Origin of the sequence: uncultured Roseobacter sp. (genome assembly GCF_947495275.1) — a bacterium.
Classification (GTDB): domain Bacteria; phylum Pseudomonadota; class Alphaproteobacteria; order Rhodobacterales; family Rhodobacteraceae; genus Roseobacter.
The window spans coordinates 608,907-631,435 of sequence record NZ_CANLYL010000001.1 but is presented as its reverse complement, the minus strand read 5'-3'; the positions used below and the strand labels follow the sequence as shown (position 1 = coordinate 631,435).

The 22,529-nt window shown below is 59.5% G+C and carries 17 protein-coding genes; 10 read left to right on the top strand and 7 right to left on the bottom strand.

Annotation, left to right across the window (positions count from 1 at the left end):
* The first annotated feature begins 22 nt into the window (after positions 1 to 22).
* Both Q0802_RS03050 and Q0802_RS03045 read left to right on the top strand, forming a co-directional pair.
* Positions 23 to 1,651, top strand: coding sequence for a LysM peptidoglycan-binding domain-containing protein (locus Q0802_RS03050; RefSeq protein ID WP_298913321.1), 1,629 nt, complete (start codon positions 23 to 25; stop codon positions 1,649 to 1,651).
* 140 nt (positions 1,652 to 1,791) lie between these two features.
* Positions 1,792 to 3,633, top strand: a complete 1,842-nt coding sequence (locus tag Q0802_RS03045) for an ABC transporter ATP-binding protein/permease (protein WP_298913320.1) — start codon at positions 1,792 to 1,794, stop codon at positions 3,631 to 3,633.
* Positions 3,634 to 3,807: 174 nt separating this feature from the next.
* Here the strand turns inward: Q0802_RS03045 and Q0802_RS03040 are convergent, their stop codons facing one another.
* From Q0802_RS03040 to Q0802_RS03030, 3 genes are all read right to left on the bottom strand, one after another.
* Entirely contained in the window at positions 3,808 to 4,266 is a 459-nt protein-coding gene (locus tag Q0802_RS03040; RefSeq protein ID WP_298913318.1) for a DUF302 domain-containing protein, read from the bottom strand.
* A gap of 80 nt (positions 4,267 to 4,346) precedes the next feature.
* Positions 4,347 to 8,162: an efflux RND transporter permease subunit gene (locus tag Q0802_RS03035; protein WP_298913315.1), complete on the bottom strand. Its 3,816-nt coding sequence runs from the start codon at positions 8,160 to 8,162 to the stop codon at positions 4,347 to 4,349.
* Positions 8,159 to 9,433: an efflux RND transporter periplasmic adaptor subunit gene (locus tag Q0802_RS03030; RefSeq protein ID WP_298913312.1), complete on the bottom strand. Its 1,275-nt coding sequence runs from the start codon at positions 9,431 to 9,433 to the stop codon at positions 8,159 to 8,161. The genes Q0802_RS03035 and Q0802_RS03030 overlap by 4 nt, the downstream gene beginning before the upstream one ends.
* A 230-nt stretch (positions 9,434 to 9,663) precedes the next feature.
* Between Q0802_RS03030 and Q0802_RS03025 the strand changes: the two genes are divergently transcribed.
* The 3 genes from Q0802_RS03025 to der are packed head-to-tail and all read left to right on the top strand — an operon-like array spanning position 9,664 to position 13,267.
* On the top strand, positions 9,664 to 10,341 hold the full coding sequence (locus tag Q0802_RS03025; RefSeq protein ID WP_298913309.1) for a hypothetical protein: 678 nt from the start codon (positions 9,664 to 9,666) through the stop codon (positions 10,339 to 10,341).
* Positions 10,342 to 10,401: 60 nt separating this feature from the next.
* Positions 10,402 to 11,751 carry a PQQ-like beta-propeller repeat protein gene (locus Q0802_RS03020; RefSeq protein WP_298913306.1) on the top strand — a complete coding sequence of 450 codons (1,350 nt, stop codon included), beginning with the start codon at positions 10,402 to 10,404 and terminating at the stop codon, positions 11,749 to 11,751.
* Between the two features lie 52 nt (positions 11,752 to 11,803).
* Entirely contained in the window at positions 11,804 to 13,267 is a 1,464-nt protein-coding gene (der, locus tag Q0802_RS03015; protein WP_298913303.1) for a ribosome biogenesis GTPase Der, read from the top strand.
* Here der and Q0802_RS03010 read toward each other — a convergent pair.
* A complete protein-coding gene (locus Q0802_RS03010) occupies positions 13,264 to 13,971 on the bottom strand; it encodes a tryptophan-rich sensory protein (protein WP_298913302.1) in 708 nt (235 codons plus the stop codon). The genes der and Q0802_RS03010 overlap by 4 nt on opposite strands.
* Positions 13,972 to 14,087: 116 nt before the next feature.
* Here Q0802_RS03010 and Q0802_RS03005 point away from each other — a divergent pair, with 116 nt between their 5' ends.
* Both Q0802_RS03005 and Q0802_RS03000 read left to right on the top strand, forming a co-directional pair.
* On the top strand, positions 14,088 to 15,218 hold the full coding sequence (locus Q0802_RS03005) for a DUF2235 domain-containing protein (protein ID WP_298913300.1): 1,131 nt from the start codon (positions 14,088 to 14,090) through the stop codon (positions 15,216 to 15,218).
* An 83-nt stretch (positions 15,219 to 15,301) separates the two neighbouring features.
* The gene (locus Q0802_RS03000; protein WP_298913298.1) at positions 15,302 to 15,784 is read left to right on the top strand and encodes a hypothetical protein; all 483 of its coding nucleotides are present in this window, start codon (positions 15,302 to 15,304) and stop codon (positions 15,782 to 15,784) included.
* 16 nt (positions 15,785 to 15,800) lie between these two features.
* Here the strand turns inward: Q0802_RS03000 and Q0802_RS02995 are convergent, their stop codons facing one another.
* The 3 genes from Q0802_RS02995 to Q0802_RS02985 are packed head-to-tail and all read right to left on the bottom strand — an operon-like array spanning position 15,801 to position 18,657.
* Positions 15,801 to 16,382 carry a hypothetical protein gene (locus tag Q0802_RS02995; RefSeq protein WP_298913296.1) on the bottom strand — a complete coding sequence of 194 codons (582 nt, stop codon included), beginning with the start codon at positions 16,380 to 16,382 and terminating at the stop codon, positions 15,801 to 15,803.
* Positions 16,379 to 16,915: a TadE/TadG family type IV pilus assembly protein gene (locus tag Q0802_RS02990; protein ID WP_298913294.1), complete on the bottom strand. Its 537-nt coding sequence runs from the start codon at positions 16,913 to 16,915 to the stop codon at positions 16,379 to 16,381. Before Q0802_RS02990 ends, Q0802_RS02995 begins: the two co-directional genes overlap by 4 nt.
* Positions 16,912 to 18,657, bottom strand: coding sequence for a TadE/TadG family type IV pilus assembly protein (locus tag Q0802_RS02985; protein ID WP_298913293.1), 1,746 nt, complete (start codon positions 18,655 to 18,657; stop codon positions 16,912 to 16,914). The genes Q0802_RS02990 and Q0802_RS02985 overlap by 4 nt, the downstream gene beginning before the upstream one ends.
* 380 nt (positions 18,658 to 19,037) lie before the next feature.
* Here Q0802_RS02985 and Q0802_RS02980 point away from each other — a divergent pair, with 380 nt between their 5' ends.
* From Q0802_RS02980 to Q0802_RS02970, 3 genes are all read left to right on the top strand, one after another.
* The gene (locus tag Q0802_RS02980; protein ID WP_298913584.1) at positions 19,038 to 20,423 is read left to right on the top strand and encodes a Glu/Leu/Phe/Val dehydrogenase; all 1,386 of its coding nucleotides are present in this window, start codon (positions 19,038 to 19,040) and stop codon (positions 20,421 to 20,423) included.
* Between the two features lie 86 nt (positions 20,424 to 20,509).
* A complete protein-coding gene (locus Q0802_RS02975) occupies positions 20,510 to 21,100 on the top strand; it encodes a DUF6151 family protein (protein WP_298913291.1) in 591 nt (196 codons plus the stop codon).
* 109 nt (positions 21,101 to 21,209) lie between these two features.
* The gene (locus Q0802_RS02970) at positions 21,210 to 22,463 is read left to right on the top strand and encodes a sarcosine oxidase subunit beta family protein (RefSeq protein ID WP_298913289.1); all 1,254 of its coding nucleotides are present in this window, start codon (positions 21,210 to 21,212) and stop codon (positions 22,461 to 22,463) included.
* Positions 22,464 to 22,529 lie beyond the last annotated feature (66 nt).

Genomic DNA, 22,529 nt, shown 5'->3' with positions numbered 1-22,529 from the left:
TAAACGAGAAGAAGAGACGGTTATGCGCGAAGATGACGCTGCCAGCAAATCCGGCGGTACGGGGCTTGTCACGGCTGGATTGGTGATTGCGGCGGTGATCGCCGCTGGCGCCTATTTCGGATTGCGCGATCAGGGGCCGCCAAGCCCGGAGGAACTGGCCGCTATCGTTGCTTCTGACGCACCCGATCAGCCGGTTGCCGAAACCCCGCCAGCAGAGCCCGAGAAAGCCGCCGAGACACCGCAGGAAGAAGCGCCTGCCGAAGAGGTATCAGAACCCGAAGTCCCCGATGAAAACGATCTTGCCGAGGAGGCGGAAGCGGCCGAACCGGCTGAAGAAGAGATTGTGGCGGATACGCCGGAGCCCATCGTTCCCAGCGTGGATGAGGTGCGTCTGGAAGAGGACGGGCTCACGGTCATCGCCGGGCGTGCGGCACCGGGAGCGAAGGTCTCGGTTCTGGTGGATGGTGTTGAGGTGGCGACCGCTGTTGCCGATGCGCGTGGAGCCTTTGCCGCAGTGGGGTTCATTCCGGCAAGCGACGTAGCACAGGTGTTGACCCTGCGGGCCGACGGGCAGGATGTTTCTGTTGCCTCCGTCGATGAGATCATTCTGGCACCGCTGCCGAAGCCCGTGGCGGTAGCCGAGGCGGAAGACGCTCAACAAGACGCGCCCGCGTCGAACGATGCTGTGGTCGCTGAAGAGACCGACGTGGCAGTGCCATCGGTGGCGCAGACCTCACCCGAAGCGCCAGCGACCGACGAAGTTGAGGTTGCCGAAGCGCCTCGGGAGTTAACCGAGGTCGTACCCGAAACCGTCGCTGAGGCACCCGAAGTTGCGGAACCAAGCACGGAAGACGCAGCGCGCGCGGAGGAAATTGCGACGCCGAGCGAGGGTACCGCCGCGGAGCCGGAGGCACCTGCCTCCGAAACGCTTGCGCAAAACGCCGAATTGAAGCCTCCGCAAACTGATGTGGCTGAAGCTGATGCCCCCCCTGTGCAGGAGCCCGAGACCGCGCCCGTGCCGGCGGCGGAAACTGAAACCGCAGAAGTGGCAGCACCGCAGGTTGCGACCCCGGAGCCAACGCGGCCCGCCGAGTCAGGCGCCCCCGCCGAGCCTTCGCAAACCGTCGCGGTCCTGAAGTCGACGCCGGAAGGGGTGGAATTGTTGCAGCCTGCCGAGGCTCCCAAAACCAACATCGCACTCGATACGATAGGGTACTCTGAAACCGGCGATGTTCAGCTTTCCGGCCGTGCGGTTGCGGGCTCGGTGGAGGTGCGCGTCTATCTCGACAATCAGAATGTCGCGGCGTTTCCCGTGGCCGAAGATGGCACCTGGCGAGGGGCAATATCCGGGGTCGACGCTGGCATTTATACATTGCGGGTCGATGAGCTGAACGCGGAAGGTGACGTCACCAGCCGGGTTGAGACACCGTTCAAACGCGAAGCCCCTGCGGTGCTCGCAGCCGCAACCGAGGGCCAGACCGGCCCCGTCACCGCCGTGACAGTGCAGACTGGCGACACACTTTGGGCCATTGCACGTGACCGCTACGGCGAGGGTTTGCTTTATGTGCGGGTCTTTGAGGCGAACCGCGACGCGATCCGTGACCCGGACCTGATCTACCCGGGCCAGATATTCGATCTGCCGGGCGAGTAACCCGGCCGGTCATTTCCGATCAGACGGGCCGTGGTGCAATTCAGTTTCCGCATTTCGCCGGAGATTTATTTTGCCCCGGAGTCTGGCAAAGGGCGGGCCTGTGCCTTACGTAGCAAGTCTCACAGCAAGCAGGACCTTGGATGCCAGCCGATACCTCAGTCGCGCCTGATGACGCCCGGGACGCGGACGCAAAAGACACCGGATTGCACGACAGGCAGTCAGGCCTGCGCACCATCCGCAAAGTCGCCCCCTACCTCTGGCCCAAAGACCCCGAATGGGTGAAGCGGCGGGTGGTCATGGCCATGGCCCTGCTCCTGATTTCAAAACTGATCTCGGTCGCCACACCCTTCTTCTACAAGGGCGCCGTCGACGCGCTGGCGCAGGACGGCGTGCCGATGCTGGCGCTGGGTGCCGTGGGTCTGACCATTGCTTACGGTGTCGCGCGGTTGATGACGGTTGGATTTCAGCAATTGCGCGACGCGGTTTTTGCGCGTGTCGGCCAGCGGGCGCTGCGAATGCTGGCGCTGGAGACCTTTGAGCATATCCACCGGCTCAGCATGCGCTATCACATCACCCGCAAGACGGGCGGGCTCAGCCGGATCATCGAGCGCGGCGTAAAGGGCGTCGACTTCCTGTTGCGGTTTTTGCTTTTTTCCATCGGGCCCCTGATGCTGGAATTGCTGCTGGTGGGGATCATCCTTGCGGTGGTTTTCGACATCACCTACCTGCTGGTCGTGGCCGTCACCATCGGGCTTTATGTCTGGTTCACCTTTGCGGTGACCGAATGGCGGGTCAAGCTGCGGCGGGAAATGAACGATCAGGATACTGATGCCAATCAGAAAGCCATCGACAGTCTGCTGAATTTTGAAACGGTCAAATATTTCGGCGCGGAAGCGCGTGAAGCCCGGCGCTATGACGCATCTATGGAGAAATACGAAGCGGCGGCGATCAAGACCAACTACAGTCTCGCATTTCTGAACTTCGGCCAGTCGATGCTGATCACGAGCGGGCTGGTCGCAGTGATGGTCATGGCGGCGATCGGCGTGCAGAACGGCACCTTGACGGTTGGCGATTTCGTCATGGTCAATGCCTATATGATCCAGATCACCATTCCGCTGAATTTCCTTGGCACGGTCTATCGTGAAATCCGCCAGGCGCTGGTGGATATGGGGGAGATGTTCGATCTGCTGGAACAACCGGCCGAGGTGACCGACGCCCCGGACGCCACTGCGCTGAATGTTGAGGGGGGACGGGTCGAACTCGACAACGTGCGCTTTGGTTACGATGCGGAGCGCGCCATTCTGAAGGGGGTGTCCATCACGGCGGAACCCGGAGAGATGGTGGCGATTGTGGGTTCAACCGGTTCGGGAAAATCGACCATCGGGCGCTTGCTGTTTCGGTTTTATGACGTCGGCGGCGGCGCGCTCCGGATTGATGGGCAGGACGTGCGGCATGTCACCCAAGACAGTCTGCACGCGGCCATAGGCGTGGTGCCGCAGGATACCGTGCTCTTCAACGACACCATTCGATACAACATCGGCTACGGCCGCGAGGGGGCGACGCAGGAAGAAATCGAAACAGCCGCCAAGGCCGCGCAAATTCACGACTTCATTGTGCGGCTGCCCGATGGCTATGACACAACTGTGGGCGAGCGCGGGCTGAAGCTCTCGGGAGGTGAAAAGCAACGCGTCGGGATCGCCCGCACGCTTCTGAAAGACCCGCCGATCCTGTTACTTGACGAAGCCACCTCCGCATTGGATTCCGAGACCGAGCAGGACATCAAGGAGGCGCTCATGCAGGCCGGGCGCGGGCGCACGGTGCTGACCATCGCGCACCGTCTTTCGACCATCGCGGAGGCCGACCGGATCGTTGTGCTGGAAGCGGGTAAGGTGGTTGAGCAGGGCACCCATGAAAGCCTGCTGGCCAAGGACGGGCGCTATTCGCAGCTCTGGTATCGTCAACAGGCGGATGATGCGGTCTGAAGCGGGTCGCGACCTCGCGCGGCCCAAAATGCGCCGTCGTTCCAGATGTTTGCGACCTGTTTTTCAGTACGTCTGGATCAGGCAAAGGGCCATTGGGCGGTGACACCTGTGGCGGGGCCACAAAAAATGGGCGACCGTTACGTCGCCCATCGCTGAATTCGGAGAAAACCTGATCTATTCCGCCGCGCTTGCCTTGGCTGTCAGCTTGTTCAAGGCGCCTGCCATCTTCTGGATGAAGGGCGCTGTTGTGTCGATCCCATGGGCATCGGCCATCGCGGCGGGGGCGTGATAGGCGACGACGGTCTCTCCGGCCTCGTTCTCATAAGCCAAAACCCGCAGCGGCAGATCAAGACCGGCCGTCTGGGCCGCCTGCATGGCGGGGGTGCCGATCTTTGGATTGCCGAAAATCAGAACCTGTGTCGGGCGCAATTCGGCGTCAACTTTGGCGGCACCTGCCGCATGATCAATGCGGGCAAAAACAGTGGCACCGGCACCGGTTACGGCTTGCTCCAACCGGTCAATTGTCTCTGAAACAGAGTGCGGGCTGGTGATCTTGATCATGTCGTCTGCCAGTGCTGATGTTGTCAAAAGGGCGATGCTCATCGCAAGGCCGGTGGTAAGGGACCGTATCATTCTGCGCTCCTGTCCTGGAATGTAGGGACATCAATATCAAATTGGCACGCCACGTCAGATCACAACGCTGTGTCCTTATGTTACTCGGCGGCTTTCAGTGTACCGCTTTGCGTCGAAGCAGAGGGATCGCCCGGGAAGGCCTCCTCCCAGATGATCTCACCCGCACCCAACCGGGCCGCATCTTTTTGCAGCGCCCAGTCCTTTGCGGCCCGCGAGGCGGTGCCCATGGACATTTTCGCCAGCAGCCGGGCAATCCAGCGCACGTAAGTTGTGGCCCAGATGCGGATCGCCAGCATTGACGGGGTGACAATCAGGGTGAGCACCGTGGCAATGCCCAACCCCCAGACCACCGCCGTAGCCAGTTGTTTCCACCACAAAGCCGTCGGGCTGCCGATGGTGTAGCCGCCTTCGGCAAAGTTCAGGCTGAGCCCGAACATCATCGGGGCGAGCCCGGCCATCGTGGTGATTGTGGTCAGCAGCACCGGGCGAATACGCGCCTGTGCAGTGCGAATGATCGCCTCGATGCGGGGCATGTACTGGCTGTATTCCTGATAGGTGTCGATCAGGATGATGTTGTTGTTCACCACAATGCCCGCGAGCGCCACGATCCCGGTTCCGGTCATGATGATGGAAAAGGTCTGGTCCATCACCAGCATGCCGATCAACACGCCGGTGGTGGACAGCACCACCGCCAGCAGCACCAGTACCGCGTTGTAAAAGCTGTTGAACTGGGCCAGCAGGATGATGAACATCAGTCCCAGCGCTGCGCTAAAGGCCGATTGCAGGAAAGCACCGCTTTCTTCCTGGTCTTCCTGATCACCGGTCCATTCATGTGCCACGCGGTCGGGCAACGGGCGGGTTTCCAGCCATTCGGTCAGAACTCCGATACGCTCGTTGGGGTTGATCGGCACCAGCCGCAGATCACCTGCGCTGACACCCGTTTGCAGATCGCGGTCCGCAGGGGCGATCCGGTCGGTGATCTTATAGGCGGTCTGGTCGGGTGCTGTGAGATCGGCGTCGGCGCCTGCCGGGCGTAGCACGGCCAGTGTTTCATCCACCTCCACACCGTTGACCCGGCGCGTTTCCACGATCTTCATCATGCCGGGCGCGACATCCGCCTTGACGTCGAAATAGCGTTTCTGGTCGATGCGGTTGATCTCCGCCAGTTTCGGCACCGGCGTGCGGGTAATGAAATTCGCCAGCGGCACGAGGCCATCTGCGGTGCGGACCTTGAGCGTGTCCAGAGTGGACAACACCCGGTCCTCTTCCGGCAAACGCACGCGGATCTCGATTTCCTCATCCGAGCTGTCCACTCGCATGGTGTCCAGCATCAGACCACGTGTGACGAGCTGCACCATGGCCCCCACCGTGGCCACATCCGCGCCATAGCGCCCGGCCTTCTCCACATCGACGTCGATTTGCCAATCGATACCGGGCAGGGGGCGGGTGTCTTCGATCAGGGTTAGCCCGGGGGTGCGCTCGAACTGGGTTCGTGCGATTGCGGCGGCTTCGATCAGCGTTTCAAAGTCATCTGCCTTCAGGCGCAGATGCACAGGTTTGCCCGAGGCGGGACCATCGGCCACTTCCAGCACCTCGGTCTTGATGCCCGGCAGCGTTGAGAGCTGCTCCGTCAGTTCGGCGATGACGATGTTGCCATCCAGATCGGGGCGACCGGCGCGCTCCTCCCAGGGGATCGTTTCAAACTGCACCTGTCCGATCAGATCCTTGGGGCGCGCGCCGCCAGAGGTATCGGTGTTCAATCCGCCCTCTCCGGCGAAGGAGAACGCATTGCTGATGCCCGGATGCGCCAGCACGATGTCTTCGGCCTTGCGCACAAGGCTGTCTTTCTCTTCCAGAGAGAGGTTTCCGCGGGCGAGAACATAGACGATCCCCTGTTCGGGTTCGGATTCCACGAAGAACTCCACGCCGTTGTTGTTGTTCGTAAAGAACATCAGGACGGAGCCGACAAAGACGAAAACGATGCCTGCCATGACCAGGGGCATAACCGGATTGCCGGCAATGCCCTGAATGAAGTATCCAAAGAAAGAGCGCTGATAGCCTGCGTTGATCCCGGTTGGTTCGGCGCGGAACAAGCGGCTGGCGATCTTGCGCCCATAGTGGCCCATACGGGTCAGCACGGCAAACATTGATACCAGCAGCAGCAGGAATCCCCCCAGCGCAACAAAGAGACAGGCCGCCGCGGCGAGGATCAGCAGGAAAACAACCAAGAGCGTCGGGATGACCGATGACAGGATTTGCAGGCTGTTCATTACCGCAAAACGGGCGCCAATCAGGCCAAAGATCGGCCCCATGAGGCCGGAGGTGGCCATCATGATCGCGGCGATCGGGAAGAGCGCGAGGTGCAGATACCAGCGCAGCGCCGCAATTGCCGTCATATAGTCGGACATCCAACGCTCCAGTCGGCCCGTGACCCCGCCCATAACGGGCAGGTAGATCAGGGCGACAACGAGAGACGCGGAGAGAACAAAAATCAACGTAACGGGCAGCATGCCCATGAATTCGCCCGGCACGCCAGGCCAGAAGAGCATCGGCAGAAACGCGCAGAGCGTCGTCGCGGTGGAGGAGATGATGGGCCAGAACATGCGTTTGGCCGCATCCACATAGGCCTGCATCGGGCCGACGCCTTCCTGCTGGCGCTTGTCTGCGTATTCCACCACCACGATGGCCCCATCCACCAGCATGCCCACCGCGAGGATCAGCCCGAACATCACGATGTTCGAAATGGAAATCCCCATCATGGCGAGGAAAGCGAAGCAGAGCAAAAAGGATGTGGGGATGGCAAAGCCCACCAGCAGCGCCGCGCGGATGCCCAGGGCTGCGAGGACGACGATCATCACCAGGGCCACGGCCGTGAACACCGAGCCCAGAAGCTGCTGCACCATCGCATTCACGATCCGCGACTGGTCGTTGGACGTGCCCATTTCGACGGCAGCACGTAACCCTTCCGGCCAGTCGGCGCGTTTGTCATCGACCATGTTCTTCACGATCTCGGCGGTGTCGATGAGGTTGAAGCCCTTGCGCTTGACCACCTGAAGGGCCAGCGATTTTTCCCCGTTGAAACGCGCGGTGCCAGCACGGTCCTCGAAGGTCGGGTTGATCTGCGCAAGATCACCGAGGGTCACTACGCGGTCGCCATTGGTTTTGACCGGCAGGTTGTATACATCGCGGGCATCATCAAAAGAAGAGGGGATTTTTACCGCGAAAGTGCCTTGCGCGGTATCGACCTCCCCGGCAGCGATCAGCTGATTGTTATTGCGGACCGTGTTGATCAGATCGCTGGCGGTGACATTGTAGGCCTCCAGCCTCAGCGGATCGATCAGCACTTCGAGCATCTCATCCCGGCTGCCTGCGATCCCGGCTTCCAGAATGGCGTCAACAGCCTCCAGATCATCCTGCAAATCCTTTGCGACCCGGATCATGGTGCGTTCGGGCACCGGACCTGTCAGGTTCACGATGATGATGGGGAATTCAGAGAAGTTGATTTCCGTGATCGAATACTGTTCCGCACCTTGCGGGAAATCAGCCTCAGCCTTGCCCATGGCATCGCGCACGTCGGCCAGGATTTTCGTCTTGTCCCAGCCAAACTCGAATTCCAGCGCGACACCCGCATAGTTTTCTGCCGCGGTGCCGGTCATGGTTTTCAACCCGTCAAGGTCGGCCAGTTCGGTTTCCATCGGTTTGACCAGCAGGGTTTCGCTATCTGCGGCCGAAATGCCGGGGAAGGGGACCGACACGAAAAGTGCGGGGATTTCGATGTCCGGTTCACCCTCCTTGGGCAGGGTCGTATAGGCGTATCCGCCAACCACCAGCGACAGCAGTATGAAGGCAAGGACCATCCGCGCGCGGCTTGCGGCCCAATCGACGATGCCGGTCATTGACTGAGCTCCTTATATGTCGGCGCGACCTGCACCCCGGCCACGACATATTCCTGTCCCAGGACGATGACATCCGCCTTATCCGCCAGCCCTGTCACCCAAATGCCTTCAAGCGTGTCGCGCATCAGGGTCACCGGGTGAAACGCGACGATAGCATTGGCATCGATGGTCCGCACGCCCAGGGTGCCTTCGTCATTCAGCGTCAGTGCCGATTGAGGCAGCAGATGCGCGGTCGCACCTTCTGCGGAGATCAGGATTTCTGCCGTCTGGCCGTCCCGGATCGAGTTGTCTGAATTGGAAATATCGATTTCCACGCGGAAGGTCCGGGTGGTCTCATCCGCCGAGCGGGAGAGGAAAGTGACCTGACCGCGCACTTCCTGGCCCCGGCTTTCGGTAACGCTGGCATTGATCGCACCGCTGCCCGACACCAGCCGCGCGGAAGCCAGCGCCCCTTCGGTGACGCGCGCCACCTCGGTTTCCGGAACGAAGGCCACCAGCTTGATCGGGTCGAGCTGGATAATGGTCGCGCAGAGATCACCGGGTTGCAGCAACGTGCCCAATTCCGCCGTATCGCTCTCCAGAAGCCCCGAGAAAGGCGCTTTGATCACCAGCCGCTCAATCTCTTTTTGCGCTGTTGCGACATTGGCTTGTGCGCTCTGGATGCCGGATTGTGTGGCCTGCAATCCGGCCCGCGCACTCTCCACGGCGGCTTCGGCCGTGGCCACTGCGGCATCCGAGTTGGCCAGACGGGTTGTGGAGGCGAACCCACCCTGGCTCAGTTTTGCGGAGGCGTTCTGATTGATCCGGGCCTCTTCCAGCTGCGCAAGGGCCTGATCCAGCCGCGCAGCGGATTCGGGTACGCGCGCGCGCGCTTCGTCCAACTGCGCCTGCGCCTGTGCAAGCGCCGTGCCACGTGTGCTTTCGTCAAGGCGGCAGAGCGCCTGACCCGTCTCCACACGTGCGCCTTTGCGCAACGGTTCGGAAACAACCACTGCGGAGGTTTCGGCCCGTACGTTGACTTCGCGCGCCGCTTTGGTCTCCCCGCGCAGGGAAACCGCGGTGTCGATTTGACGCGCCACCGATTTCTGCACCACGACCTTTACCAATGATGCACTCGCCTGCTCGGTTACTGCCGTGTCAGCCGCCGTCATCTCTTCGGTGGTTTCCGAATATTCCTTACCAATCAGGGCGTAAAGCCGTGGCCGATCCAGAATGAACAGCGCCAAGACTGCTGAAACCAGAACGGCAGCAAGGATGGAGAAAAAACGCATATCGATTGCCTCACACTGAACTTTCCGAGCCCCGCCCGAAGGCATTTACCCCGCGGTGTGGCACCGAACCCATACGATAAATACACTGAACTGACCAGTTCAGATTAGAATTTTCTGAGGCTATGTGCAATCGCCCGTCAACGGGTCCGTCCTACCGCGCCCAAAGCGAGGTCTTGGCTTGCCCCGCGACCCGCGCTAAGAGGGGCGGGAATTCAATCCGGCGGGTGCGTATGAGCGACACAGACAGTTTTATCGATGAGGTCAACGAAGAGGTCCGCCGCGACCGTTTGTTTGTCATGCTCAAGCGATATGGGTGGATTGGGATTCTTTTGGTTGTCCTGATTGTTGGGGGTGCAGCGTGGAACGAATACCGCAAGGCTTCCATCCGCGCAGAAGCCGAAGCTTTGGGCGACGGTATGCTGGCGGCATTGGCGCAGGGAACATCGGCTGAGCGCGCACAGGAGCTGGAACAATTGGCCCCGCAAAATGCAGCGGCAAAGGCGGTTGTCGCCATGTTGACCGCTTCGGAGGCGGAGCAGGCCGAAGATGCCGCGACTGCGGTGGCGCAGTTGAATGCCATCGCCGTGGATGGCGAGGTTCCGCAAATCTATCGCCAGATCGCGAGCTTCAAGGCGCTGACGTTGCAGGCCGGAACACTGGATGCGAATACACGCCGACAGCAGTTCGAGGCACTCTCAAATGCAGGCTCTCCCCTGCGGCTGCTGGCGACAGAGCAAATCGCGCTGATCGATGTGTCCGAAGGCAAAACCGACGCGGCCCTTGAGCGCTATCAGGGCATCCTGCAAGACGCTGGCGTGACCTCGGACTTGCAACAGCGGGCCTTACAGGTGATTGTAGCCTTGGGAGGCACGCCTGATCTGGAAAATTTGCCCACGGTGGAAAACTGATCTGCTGGCAAGGTAATGAGGACGGGTGGCAAGCGGTATGACAGGCAGAGCGATTAAGGCATGATGCAAATTCCGAATTCATCTGTGCGGGGGCGGATGACCTTTTGCCTGCTGGCAGCCGCCACTTTCCTCACGGCGTGCTCCGAGCCTGATGTCATCCTGCCGGGCAAACGTGAAAGCATCCGCTCGGTGGTACAGGAAGAAGACGCGGCCATAGCCGTGGAGGAAGCGGAAAACGAGGCGCGCCCGATATCCCTGCCGCCCGTGCAGGCCAATGCCAACTGGACCCAAGGGGTCGGAACGCCACAATTTCGGGTCAATCATGCCGCTCTGAGCGCATCCCCGCAGCAAATCTGGAGCGTTGGCATCGGATCGGGCGACAGTCGCAGACAGCGCATCACGGCGGATCCGGTTGTGGGCGGCGGTTTGATCTACACGCTGGATGCGGCCTCACAGGTCGCTGCTGTCTCTACCTCCGGCGCGATTGCCTGGAAAGCGGACCTCAAACCGTTGCGCGATAGTGCCGAAGCCGCGACCGGGGGCGGTCTGGCCTATAAGGACGGCATATTATTTGCCTCGCTCGGCTATGGTTCAATTGCCGCTCTGGATGCCAAGACCGGGACCGAAATCTGGCGTCAGCGACTTGATGGGGTTGGTGTCAGCACGCCCACGGCTTTTGACGAGCTCGTCTATGTGACCTCGGGCGACGACACCGGTTGGGCATTGCGCGCATCGGATGGCCGTATCGAATGGCAACTGGCGGCCTCGCCGGATGGGCACAATGTTCTGGGCTCTCCTGCGCCCGCCGTTGCAGATGGGCTGACGATCTTCGGCTTTGGTTCCGGAGAGGTTCAGGCGGTGTTCCGGCGCGGGGGTTTGCGTCGGTGGGATGCCTCTGCCCTTGGCCAGCGGTTTGGCCGGTCGCTGGGCGCTGTTGGCGATGTCACCGGTGCCCCAGTCGTTTCGGGCAATTCGGTTTACGTCGGCAATCAGTCAGGGCGAATCGTGGCGCTCAATCTTGAAAGCGGCGGGCGTATCTGGACCGCGCCGGAGGGCGCCGTTGGGCCGGTGATGCCGGCAGGTGACAGTGTCTTCGTGGTCAACGATCTGGGGGAACTGGTCCGGCTTGATGCGTCGAGCGGTGCGCGCATCTGGGGTGTCCAACTGCCCAACTTTGTAAAGAACCGACCCAAACGTCGCGCCGAGATCATTGCGCATCACGGGCCGATTCTGGCGGGCGGGCGCATCTACGTCGCTTCAAATGATGGCGCATTACGCAGTTTTGACCCGGTGAGCGGTGCGTTGCTGGGCTCGATCGACATCGCGCAAGGGGCGACAACCGCGCCGGTGGTTGCGGGCGGTGTGCTCTACGTTGTGTCCACGGGCGGCAAATTACACGCTTTCCGTTGACATAAAGGTAGGGTAAAGCGCGCCTTTATCCCGGCTTTTGGAGCCTTTTGACATGTCTTTCACCCTCGCCATTGTGGGGCGCCCGAATGTGGGCAAATCAACATTGTTCAACCGGTTGGTGGGCAAGCGGCTTGCGCTGGTTGATGATCAACCCGGCGTAACCCGCGATTTGCGTGAAGGGGCTGCGCGGCTGGCTGATTTGCGTTTCACCGTCATAGATACGGCCGGTCTCGAAGAGGTGACCGACGACAGCCTGCAGGGACGGATGCGCCGCCTGACCGAACGGGCCGTGGATATGGCGGACATTTGCCTTTTCATGGTGGATGCACGGGTTGGCATTACGCCCTCGGATTTGGTTTTCGCTGATATCCTGCGCAAGCGTTCCGCACATGTCATTCTAGCTGCGAATAAATCCGAAGGGGCGGCTGCGGATGCAGGCGTGATCGAGGCTTATTCATTGGGGTTGGGGGAACCCATCCGACTGTCGGCGGAGCATGGGGAAGGGTTGAATGATCTTTACACCCATCTGATGCCTCTGGCTGATCAGTTTGCAGAGCGCGCCGCAGAAGACGCCCCCGACACCGACGTGACGCTCGACGAAGACGATGGCGACATGGAGGCGGAAATCCCCATGCCCACCGACAAAAAACCCCTTCAGGTGGCGGTTGTCGGACGCCCGAACGCGGGGAAATCCACGCTCATCAACCAAATTCTCGGTGAAGACCGTTTGCTGACCGGGCCGGAAGCCGGGATCACGCGGGATGCGATCTCATTGCGTACCAACTGGTCTGGTGTGCCCATGCGTATTTTTGATACGGCGGGCATGCGCAAAAAAGCCAAGGTGCAGGAAAAGCTGGAAAAACTCTCGGTCGGGGACGGGCTGCGCGCGGTGAAATTTGCCGAGGTGGTTGTTGTCCTTCTGGATGCGGCGATTCCCTTTGAACAGCAGGATTTGCGCATTGCCGATCTGGCGGAGCGGGAAGGGCGCGCGGTCATCATCGCGGTCAACAAGTGGGATGTCGAGGAAGACCGGCAGGGCAAGCTGAAAGAGCTCAAGGAGAGCTTTGAGCGTCTGCTGCCGCAACTGCGCGGCGCGCCCCTCATCACGGTTTCTGCCAAGACAGGCCGGGGGTTGGACCGGCTGCACGAGGCAATCATGAAAGCCTATGACGTATGGAACAGGCGCGTCACCACATCCCATCTCAATCGCTGGCTTTCGGGCATGGTCGAGGCGCATCCGCCCCCTGCACCGCAAGGCAAGCGGATCAAGCTGCGCTATATGACGCAGGCCAAGACGCGACCGCCGGGGTTTGTGGTGATGTGTTCGCATCCCGACAAGGTGCCTGAAAGCTACAGCCGCTATCTGGTGAATGGATTGCGCCTTGATTTCGACATGCCCGGCACGCCGATCCGCCTGTGGATGCGGGGTCAGAACGAGGCGAACCCCTACAAGGGGCGCAAAAAAGCGGCCCCCTCGAAACTGCGCAAGCACACCGACGGGCGCCGACGGGACTAGGAGCCCCGCATGGCTTTGAACGTCGGCATCAGCAAAGCGCCGGCGCCGCCACCCGCAAGGGCGGCCACGGTGGGTTCATCCGCAAGGTTCTGGATGACAATGGCGGTCAGCGCCCAGATGGCGGCGATCCCGTAGGTCGGCGCGCGCTTGAGGGTGGACTGGACACCCGAGGCCAGTACGAGCGCCAGAAAGATGAAAATAAGCGCTGCAAGTTGTTCGGTCAGCCACCCATAGCCAGCCGCCAGCAACCCCAGCGAGACGGAGCTGGCGGCACTCAGCCATCCGGCATAAAGCCCAACGGGCAAGGCCGCCGATAGCTGATCTTGCCGCGGGGCACGGAACAGTGCGAACAAGGCCGAAATCAGCATGGCCCAGATGAGAACCGACGCCCAGACCGGGCTTTGAGTCGCGACCGCGAGCCATATGGTGCCAATGGCCAATGAGATCGACAGCGGTGCGCGCATGGCATGCCAGTCCGGGTCTTCTGCCCGTTTTATTGCCCCAAAAGCCATGCCCAGGATGAGCCACAGGTAGATCACGCCCCAAATGGCGAAGGCATATCCCGCCGGTTGAATGGGGGGATTGTCCTGAGGCACGGGAAATTGATCGGCGTCAAACCCGTTGAAGTCAGACACCAGCAAGGGTGATGCGGCAAAGGCAATGGCCAATAGCAATGCCAGATAAGCGATCATTTTGGGCGTCATGGCAGCCGGTCCTTTTCTGCTCCGAGGATCATTCTATTCGTTAAGGGCGCGCGCGCAGGTTTAAGCGCCTGCGATGATCCTTCTGTCATGTGTAGGGCGCAAAAGGGGATAGGCAAATGGCATATATCGCGATTTTTTGTGACGGAACATGGAACAGCGCCAGCGCGGGCGGGCAGACACATGTCTTACGGCTGTCTGATGTCTGCGCACAGACAGTTGAGCAAAAGGTCATGTATTTTGAGGGTGTTGGCACCGGATCGGGCATGATGAGCCGCCTGGGGCGTTGGCTGAGCAAGGTTGGCGGGGGTCTTTTCGGCTGGGGGCTGAACCGAAACATCAAGGCGGCTTATCTGGCGCTGTGCCAGACCTATCAGCCGGGTGACAAAATCATGATCTTCGGGTTTTCGCGCGGGGCTTATACGGCTCGGTCGTTGGCGGGCATGATCCGGAAATGCGGCATCCTCGAAAACCCAACCCGGATCAATCTGTATCGCGCCTTTCGGCTCTACCGCAGGCGCGGAGTAAACAATCGGCCCGATGCGGCCCATATCATGAAGGCGAGGCAGAAACTCTCACCCGGGTTTGCGACCAGCCAATCAGATGTGATTGCCCGCGCAGATGACAGTTACCTAGTTCGGATCACCTATTTGGGCGTCTGGGACACGGTTGGCGCTCTGGGCATCCCGGCCAGTATTTTTGGCAAGGTGGCAGAGTGGTGGAACGCGCGCTACAAATTTCATGATACGAGCCTGTCGCATCTGGTGGAAAACGCCCGCCATGCGGTGGCACTGGACGAACGCCGTGTCCTCTATGAACCGAGCCTTTGGGATAACCTTGAAAACAAGCCCGGCGCACCCGGACTCAACCTTGGGGATGAAAGTGCCAACAGGCCCTATCAGCAGGTCTGGTTTGTGGGCGATCACGGCATTGTCGGAGGGTCGGCAACGACCCGTGCCTTGAGTGAAATCACGCTGGCATGGATATGGCAGGGGGCGGCAAGGCTGGGCCTGACCCTCAAACCCGGGGTGGAAATTCCGATGGTGTCGGTAGACCCCACCATTCAAACCGATGAAATTGATGATCTGGGTCGCCTCTATCGGCTGGCTCCCTGGCTGTTGCAGTGGCGCAAAGGACCGATGCGCACCCTTGATGTGCACGACACGGTGCGCTTGCGATTGGCCAGTATGCCATCCTATCGGCCGGGCAGTTTGCGCAATCTGATGCCCGGCCTGTCGCGCAAGCCGTGACTGGCAGGTTAGACACCTTTGCTCTTGTGAGCCGGTGGCGGTGCAGGATAGGAGGCGTGTGACACCAGATAGAGGCGTTTCACATGCAAGAGACAAGCGACACCGAGATTTTGGCAACTGTTGCCGCGTCAAATGGTCGGCGGTTCCTTGGCATAGGTCTTTTGGCGTTTCTGGGCGTTCTGGTGATTTACGTGGCTATCGTCGCGCCCCCCAGCTTTGGCTGGCAGCTTTTTCTTATCGCCATTGGGGCATCGTCCCTGATGATTGCGGATGCCATGCGCCGGTCCACTGTTCACCGGCTGGAACTGACGAAAACAGAATTGCGCGACAGCGGGGGGCTGACCATCGTCGAGGTTGATAACATCGTCTCGATTGATCGCGGGGCGTTTGCCTTCAAACCATCCAATGGCTTCCTGCTTCGCTTGCAGGAACCGGTCGAGCGAAAGTGGCGCCCGGGGCTCTGGTGGCGCTTTGGTCGGCGCGTTGGAGTCGGCGGCATGACGCCGGGGCGTCAAACCAAATATATGTCTGAGATCATCGCTGTCATGCTCGCAGAACGATCTTGAGGTTATTGGACAATCTTCAGTCGCAACTGTCCTCAAAACATACCTGCGGTGAATAGCGCGGACGTGTGAAAGTGAAATTGTGCAAGGTCCGTTCGCTCATGCCGATCTTGAACGCGGGCCGAAAACCGGCCCAGGTTTCGACAACCACAACTGTCGCGCCATCATACATCACCGGCAGCACATCATGCCAGTTTTCGACGTCGTCTGTTGTGAGTTCTCCGAAATCACCGCGAGGTTCGGACCAGAGCACGGAATAAGTACCCAGTGTCTCATCTTCGGGATCATCGTCATTATAGGTCACGCTGGTGACCCGCAAAGCCGTCGGGGTGTTAGAGCGCACCAGCGTATCGAAAACCGTGTGGGCCCCGTCAAGGAAGGCACCGTTGACCGTCGCCTGCCGCGAAATCAGGTCTGCAATTGTAAAGGCGGCTTTCTGGTTCACCGTGTTTTGCCGAAAGGCATCGTAGTAGGTCAGCATTGCCATGTACCCCCAAAACAGGAAGGGGCAGATGATCAGGAATTCCATCGTCACAGCACCGCTTTCATTGCCGGTGAACTGTGCGACGCGGGCACGACATCGTTTATAGAAATCGATCATTCATTCGGCTCCTGTACGAAAGCGGACATGGCAGTCATCCGGGGGAGACCTTCGGCCTGATCCCACTCAAACCCCAGTCCGGAAGTTGGCACGACCGGATTGAAAACCAGACAGGCGCGAATGATCATCAGGTCATGATTGCCACCCTGAACAAAGGTACGGGGCGGGTTCACTTCTTCGTTGGTGTCGACGCAGTCGGCCTGTGCCGGCAGGCCCGCAAAAGCGGTGGGTGAGATCGGTGTCATTTCCAGCTGCAGGCGCGCCTCGCAATTGGGCAGAAAGGGGGCCTGTTCGCATACCATGGTTTTCAGCTCACCATGCTGTGGCGCTTCGCCCGTGCTCAACCGTACGGTACGCACCGCGATATCCAGCCCGCGTTCAAGCCACATCTGGCGCATCGAATAGATGCCGGTTTCGATGGAGGTTAGGAAAACCGTGAAGATCAGCGGGACGATGATCACGAATTCGATTGCGATCTGACCCTCCTCGTCACGGCGAAACCGGCGCAGGAGTTTTGAAATATGGTGTCTCAATGTGTCAGCCTCAGTTGTGTGATCTCATGCGCAATCGCATTGAAGGCATCGGCGATTTCCAGACCATCAACATCAAAGTAGTGGCTGACGGAGCTTGCGCAGTTTCTCAACACTGCTTGCCCGTTTTCAGGGGCCTCAAAGCCGATGGTGAAGACGATCACGCCTTCGTCCTTGGCTTCATCGCAGATGTTTTCGGTGCGGGTGTTTTTGGTGCCCGAACTGACATTGTCGAAGGCGTTATAGTACCAACGGTTTGCAGCGGTGCTGTAGTTCATCCACGGGTAGAAGTTGGTGTAGAAGTTTTCCAGGATTGGCGTATGGGCCCAGAGATCGGGGAAACTGATGTTATAGGCGCCACCCGCCGGGGTGCCAGCCGAGCAATCCCAGTCGCTGGAATCGGATGAGTTGGTCGGGTTCAGGCAGCCGTAAGGTGAGACACCCCAGCGTTCGTCATCCCCATCGACATCTGCGTCGCCATCTGTGTCCACGGCACGGGAGTAGTAGAACTCCTCGGTGATGTCGTCGTAAACGGAATAGACGCTTGCATCCGCATTCCACCACAATACGGTCTGACCTTCGCGGTAGCCGTCTTCGATGTAGTACTGGGCAGTGTTTTCGCCGTCTGTCATCAAAACGATCACCTTGAGGTTTTCATCCGAATTGTAATCGGCGGGACGTCCCGAGAATTGTGCGGAAACGGTGCCGTCCGAAATAAGGCCTTCGACCATCGGGCTCATGCTGGAATCGAGCATGGCAAGACCCCATTTCATGCCAACGTCGATTGAGGTGTTGCCTGCGGCATCCAGCGCCTCGATGTAGTTTTTCAGGACGTCACGGTCTTTTTGAAGTGGCAGAATTTCGCGGTTTGCGTCCGCTTCGCAGACAGGCGATTTGACCAGCTCATGCGGTGTTGACAGGCGCCCGTCCCCGTCATCCAGCGAACTGCGATACGTCCATGGGTCAAAGTGCATCGTGCGCTCGTAAGCAACCACGGGTGGCGCGCCCGCCGCAGCTGACGGAACGCGCATGGCCGGTGTCAGGAAATCACTTGCGGCAAAGTTCAGGCAGTTCGAGTGTGGGTTGGTCCCTTCCAACGTCAGCCTGTCCGCCATCGCGTCCGGTATCGACACCTGGGTGGCGTAGGGGACGATCGAGATCGCCATGCGGCCATCCTGGCTGTTGTTGGCGATCTGGTCGACAAAGTCCTTAGCTGCGACCTTGAGATTCACAAGACGGCTGTTGCGGCCCATTGACCCCGACACATCCAGAACCAGTGAAATTTCCAGATTGCTCACCACCTCTTCGGCAGTCCCGGCGACGAACAGAGGGAGGTCGTTCACGCCCGTCATCGCCATGTAGGGCGAGGGTGTGCGGGCCCGGGCAGAGGCCTCGACAGTGCGGAAGTAGTTTGTGGGCAGGTTGTCCCCCGGCGTGACAGTGATGTCGCCCAGGTATTCAGCGATGCCCGCCTTTTCGAAATAGTCGGTCACGACGACATTGGGATCGAGTGTCTGCTGCAGGTCAGCCGCCGCCAGGATCGCACGATCAAGTGTGTTCTGAACCTTGATACGTTCCATTTCGTTGCGCATCAGGTCGACGGCGATGCCGCAGACCATCAAAACCATAAACAGCATGAAGATGGTGAAGATCGTGATCACCCCGTCTTCTTCGCGCACAAAACGCTCAAACGGTGCGGGACGCTTGTCTTCAGCTTCGGGTTTCTCCGGCGAAATGCGTGTCATGTTACTACCAACTCGTTGCGTTAAATCTGCCTTGCGGCATGGAAAACTGACTTTCTTGTATGCTTGGGTTTTGTGGCAGAAAGCGGGCGGAAACGCGCCGACGCGCCAGAAAAAGATAAATTTTTATGTTAATTTCAGCAGTTTAAGGGCGTTTTGAGAAACGATGGGGCCCTTGGTTGTCGACTGTTTCAATATCAGCGACGAAAAACCCGATTCCCGGCGATATCGGGTTTTTCCGTAGTCGCCCAAAAAACTGGCAAAGAACGACTCACCGTCATAGGGTGGCATTGTCGTCGTATGAACAACAATGATCCGCCAACAGGAGAAAGACATTGAACCAGCACACTAGCGAACCGAGCTTCAGAGAAAGCGTTGATCAGATGTTCAACCGGGCCGTGAGCCTGATGGATCTTTCGCCGGGACTGGAGGAAAAGATACGGGTCTGCAATGCAACTTACACGGTGCGGTTCGGGGTTCGGCTGCGTGGCAAGATACAGACGTTTACCGGCTACCGTTCCGTACACTCGGAACATATGGAACCGGTCAAGGGTGGCATCCGTTTCTCGCTAGGCGTTAATCAGGACGAGGTGGAAGCACTGGCCGCGTTGATGACGTATAAATGTGCTCTGGTTGAGGCACCATTCGGTGGATCAAAGGGCGGGCTTTGCGTCGATCCGAGAGAATACGACGAGCATGAGCTGGAGCAGATCACCCGACGGTTTGCCTACGAGCTGATCAAACGCGACCTGATCAATCCCAGCCAGAACGTGCCGGCCCCGGACATGGGGACGGGCGAACGTGAAATGGCCTGGATCGCCGATCAGTACAAACGCATGCAGACAACGGATATCAACGGCAACGCCTGCGTGACCGGCAAACCCTTGAACGCAGGCGGGATCGCCGGACGGGTCGAGGCCACCGGGCGTGGCGTGCAATATGCGCTTCGGGCGTTCTTCCGCGATGCGGAAGGCATGAAAAAGGCGGGCGTGACAGGAGATCTCGAAGGCAAGCGCGTGATTGTGCAGGGCCTTGGTAACGTGGGCTACCACGCGGCGAAGTTCCTTGCCGAAGAGGATGGCAGCGTCATTACCGGCATCATCGAGCGTGACGGGGCGCTCTTTAATCCCGATGGTCTTGATGTCGACCGGGTACGCGACTGGATCGCCAAACACGGGGGCATTTCCGGCTACTCCGACATGCATCACGTCAAGGATGGTGCGAAGGTTCTGGAAGAGGATTGCGACATTCTGATCCCGGCCGCGCTGGAAGGTGTGATCAACCTTGGCAACGCCGATCAGATTAAAGCGCCCTTGATCATCGAGGCTGCGAATGGCCCGGTCACGGCGGGCGCGGATCAGGTGCTGCGCGAAAAAGGGGTGGTCATGATCCCGGACATGTACGCAAACGCAGGCGGTGTGACCGTCAGCTACTTTGAGTGGGTCAAGAACCTCAGCCACATCCGGTTCGGTCGCATGGGCCGGCGTCAGGAGGAATCGCGGCACCAGTTGATTGTCAGTGAATTGGAACGGCTGTCGCGCGACAAGGGACTGAATTGGGAGCTGAGCCCGGATTTCAAGGAGAAATACCTGCGCGGTGCCGGGGAACTGGAACTGGTGCGTTCCGGTCTCGATGACACCATGCGTATCGCTTATCAGTCGATGGCCAACGTCTGGCATTCGCGCGATGACGTGGATGACCTGCGGACGGCTGCTTATCTCGTCGCAATCGACAAGGTGGCGGCAAGTTATCGCGCCAAAGGTCTCTGACGCGACGGTTCGACACCAAAGTACAATGCTGATCGCCGGGGCTTGATGGCCCGGCGATCTTCGAGACTCAGAATTGGAGGCATGCCGTGACTGAGAATGTCACCTTTTCCTGCGATTGCGGCACCCTCAAAGGTGTGGTGCATGACGTCACGCCCGCTGGAGCATGCCATCTAATTTGCTATTGCAAAGACTGCCGGGCTTTTGCCCGCCACATGGGGCAGTTGGCCGCGTTGGAACCGGGAGGGGGCAGCCCGCTGGTTCAGGTTTTGCCCGCGCGCGTTGAAATCTCTCAAGGCGCTGATCAGATTGCCTGTTTGCGGCTTTCACCGAAAGGGCTGAACCGGTGGTATGCGGCGTGCTGCAACACGCCACTGGCCAATACTGTGCACAGCTCGAAAATCCCGCTCGCGGGCATGTGGCGGCCGAACTTTGACGATTGGGCTGCCTTCGGGCCGGTTGTGACCCACGGTTTTACCAAACACGCGCTGCCAGAAAATGGCGCGCCTCGAAAAGACAAAGGGTTGGCGCGCATGTTGGGCGGTCTGATCAAACGATCATTGGCAGCTTACCTGGCTGGCACGGCGCGGCAGAACCCGTTCTTTGACAAGGCGGGCCAACCGGTTGTTGCGCCGCAGGTTATTTCGCTGGCGGACCGCGAGGCTGCCTACAAGGAGTGAGGCCTGCGCGAAGAGTGCGGTCCCGGAGCGACACTTTTGGTCGTATTCAATTGTAGCGGTGCAGGGGCAGTGTTGTTAGGTTTTGTCCGAACAACAGGGAGAATCTGCGGTGAAATTCTCAGGCCTACGGGTTCTCAGGGAAGGGCTGACAGGCAACAAGGGCTGGACCCCGCACTGGCGCGATCCGACACCAAAAGCAGAATATGATGCGCTGATTGTTGGCGGCGGCGGCCATGGGCTTTCAACGGCCTATTATCTGGCTGAGAAACACGGGCTAACCAATATCGCCGTGCTGGAAAAAGGCTACATCGGCAGTGGCAATATCGGCAGGAACACCACGATTGTGCGTGCGAACTACTTTCTGCCGGGAAATTCGGAATTCTACAGCCATTCGATGAAGCTCTGGGAGGGGCTGGAGCAGGAACTCAACTACAACGTGATGTTCTCGCAGCGTGGCATCATCAACCTTTTTCATTCCGATGGTCAGCGCGATGCTTTCGTGCGCCGCGGTAACGCGATGATCAATCAGGGGGATGATGCGGTCCTGCTCGATCGTGATGGCGTCAGGAAATATCTGCCCTATCTTGATTTCGACAACACGCGTTTTCCAATCTATGGCGGCCTCTTGCATCCACGTGGCGGGTCTGCGCGCCATGATGCTGTGGCCTGGGGATATGCCCGCGGGGCCGATCAGCGCGGTGTTCACCTGTTGCAGAACTGCGAAGTGACAGGGATCGATATCGAAAACGGCGCGGTCAGAGGCGTGCAGACGACGCGCGGGGCCATCAAGGCCCGGAAGGTTGCAATTGTAACCGCTGGCCGGTCAGGGCAGGTGGCAGCGATGGCGGGGATGCGTCTGCCGATCGAAAGCCATGTGTTGCAGGCCTTTGTGTCCGAAGGATTGAAGCCCTGCATTGATCATGTGGTCAGTTTCGGCATGGGCCATTTCTACATCAGCCAATCCGACAAGGGCGGGCTGGTATTCGGTGGCGATCTGGATTTCTACGCCTCCTATGCGCAGCGCGGCAACCTGCCGATGGCCGAACATGTGATGGAAGCGGGGATGACCCTGATGCCGATGATCGGCAAGGCCAAAGTGCTGCGCGGCTGGGGCGGCATCATGGATATGACGCCGGATGGCTCTCCGATCATCGACAAGACCGATACGGCGGGTTTGTATCTGGATTGTGGTTGGTGCTACGGCGGTTTCAAGGCGGTCCCGGCCTCTGGGTTTGCGCTGGCGCATCTGATGGCCACCGATCAACATCATGAGACAGCAACAGGTTTTCAACTGGACCGTTTCCGAACCGGGCACGGCATTATTGATGAAGAGGGTACCGGCTCTCAGCACAATCTGCACTGAGGGGTAACAGGGGATGAAAACCAACTGCGGAACTGCTTTTAAAAACTGGCGAAAGGGGGGGGCGCG

What these genes read in the sequence shown, in the direction of transcription:
- Q0802_RS03050 (WP_298913321.1), top strand. Translation starts at nt 23, where the DNA reads ATGCGCGAAGATGACGCTGCCAGCAAATCCGGCGGTACGGGGCTTGTC.
- Q0802_RS03045 (WP_298913320.1), top strand. Translation starts at nt 1,792, where the DNA reads ATGCCAGCCGATACCTCAGTCGCGCCTGATGACGCCCGGGACGCGGAC.
- Q0802_RS03040 (WP_298913318.1), bottom strand. Translation starts at nt 4,266, where the DNA reads ATGATACGGTCCCTTACCACCGGCCTTGCGATGAGCATCGCCCTTTTG.
- Q0802_RS03035 (WP_298913315.1), bottom strand. Translation starts at nt 8,162, where the DNA reads ATGACCGGCATCGTCGATTGGGCCGCAAGCCGCGCGCGGATGGTCCTT.
- Q0802_RS03030 (WP_298913312.1), bottom strand. Translation starts at nt 9,433, where the DNA reads ATGCGTTTTTTCTCCATCCTTGCTGCCGTTCTGGTTTCAGCAGTCTTG.
- Q0802_RS03025 (WP_298913309.1), top strand. Translation starts at nt 9,664, where the DNA reads ATGAGCGACACAGACAGTTTTATCGATGAGGTCAACGAAGAGGTCCGC.
- Q0802_RS03020 (WP_298913306.1), top strand. Translation starts at nt 10,402, where the DNA reads ATGATGCAAATTCCGAATTCATCTGTGCGGGGGCGGATGACCTTTTGC.
- der (WP_298913303.1), top strand. Translation starts at nt 11,804, where the DNA reads ATGTCTTTCACCCTCGCCATTGTGGGGCGCCCGAATGTGGGCAAATCA.
- Q0802_RS03010 (WP_298913302.1), bottom strand. Translation starts at nt 13,971, where the DNA reads ATGACGCCCAAAATGATCGCTTATCTGGCATTGCTATTGGCCATTGCC.
- Q0802_RS03005 (WP_298913300.1), top strand. Translation starts at nt 14,088, where the DNA reads ATGGCATATATCGCGATTTTTTGTGACGGAACATGGAACAGCGCCAGC.
- Q0802_RS03000 (WP_298913298.1), top strand. Translation starts at nt 15,302, where the DNA reads ATGCAAGAGACAAGCGACACCGAGATTTTGGCAACTGTTGCCGCGTCA.
- Q0802_RS02995 (WP_298913296.1), bottom strand. Translation starts at nt 16,382, where the DNA reads ATGATCGATTTCTATAAACGATGTCGTGCCCGCGTCGCACAGTTCACC.
- Q0802_RS02985 (WP_298913293.1), bottom strand. Translation starts at nt 18,657, where the DNA reads ATGACACGCATTTCGCCGGAGAAACCCGAAGCTGAAGACAAGCGTCCC.
- Q0802_RS02980 (WP_298913584.1), top strand. Translation starts at nt 19,038, where the DNA reads ATGTTCAACCGGGCCGTGAGCCTGATGGATCTTTCGCCGGGACTGGAG.